The 1,175-nt window shown below is 73.8% G+C and carries 1 protein-coding gene; it reads right to left on the reverse strand.

From position 1 onward, the window contains the following. Positions 1-1,118, reverse strand: a 1,118-nt coding sequence (locus tag C1I97_RS37565) for an NAD(P)-binding domain-containing protein (protein ID WP_111007324.1), incomplete at its 3' end; no start/stop codon positions are given. Positions 1,119-1,175 lie beyond the last annotated feature (57 nt).

Raw genomic sequence — 1,175 nt, forward strand, 5'->3', positions numbered from 1 at the left:
AGCGCGAGTCCGGCCCGGCGGGCGGCGGAGACGATCCGGATGCCGAGGATGGAGTCGCCGCCGAGCGCGAAGTAGTTGTCCGTCGCGCCCACGTCGGCCACGCCCAGTACCTCGGACCAGATCGCGGAGAGCATGCCGAGCCGGTCGCAGAGCGGCCGGAACCCCGTGGCGGCGACGACGTGTTCGGTCTCCAGGACACGCGTGCCGCCCCCGCGGCTCGCCGCCTCCAGCCGCAGGCCGCCCGGCACCGCATGGGCCGCGGCGACCTCGTGGCCGGTGAGCACGTCCACCGCGCCCTCCACCCGGTTCCGCACCCACCAGGCGCCCGCCGGTCCCAGCGCCGTGACCGCGATCCGTGACCGGGTCTGCTCCGGCAGCCGCCGGAAGAGGTTGGGACGCTCGGAGTAGAACCAGTTCCGCCAGCCGGGGCCGAGGCCGCTGTGCGGGGAGCGGACCGACTGCCACCAGGGGCGCTCCCAGGGCGGCGGCACGTCGTTCCACACCAGCCGGTCCGCCCGCGCCAGCACACGCACGCGCGTGCCCTGCTCGGCGAGCAGCGCCGCGGTCTCCAGCGCCGCCTGGCCACCGCCGATCACCGTGACGTCCTTGCCGCGGAACTGGTCGAGGTCGCTGTGGTCGCTGCTGTGCGACACCAGCGAGGGGTGCAGTCCGCGCAGCGCCCGCGGCACCTCGACGAACGGCATCACACCGACCGCCAGCGCCACCGTGCGCGCGTGCACCGTCTCCCCGTCCTCGGTGACCACCGTGAAGCCGCCGGGGCCGGACGTCACCCGGGCCACCTGGCGCTCGTCCACCTCCGGCACGGCGTGGCGCGCGAACCACAGGCCGTACGCGGCGAAGTCCTCCACCGAGATCGGCTCCGCGTGACGTGCCGTCAGGCCGCGCTCCACGCAGTACGCCTCCAGACGCCAGCGCCCGTGCGGGTCGGACAGGTTCGACGCCCACGGCTCCGACTTCAGCAGCATGCCGCGGGGCATGTGGTCCCGCCAGGACGCCATGGGCCGGCCGAACACGCGCAGGTTCAGCCCCGCGGCCGCGGCGTGGGACGCGATCGACAGACCGTACGGTCCCGCGCCCACCACTACAAGGTCGTACATCATCAACTGCTCGCTTTCTCGTTGTCGGTCACAGAGGGGAGGAAGGAAGGGGAGGAG

Source organism: Streptomyces sp. NTH33, from assembly GCF_003236365.1.
In the GTDB taxonomy this organism is placed as follows: Bacteria; Actinomycetota; Actinomycetes; order Streptomycetales; family Streptomycetaceae; genus Streptomyces.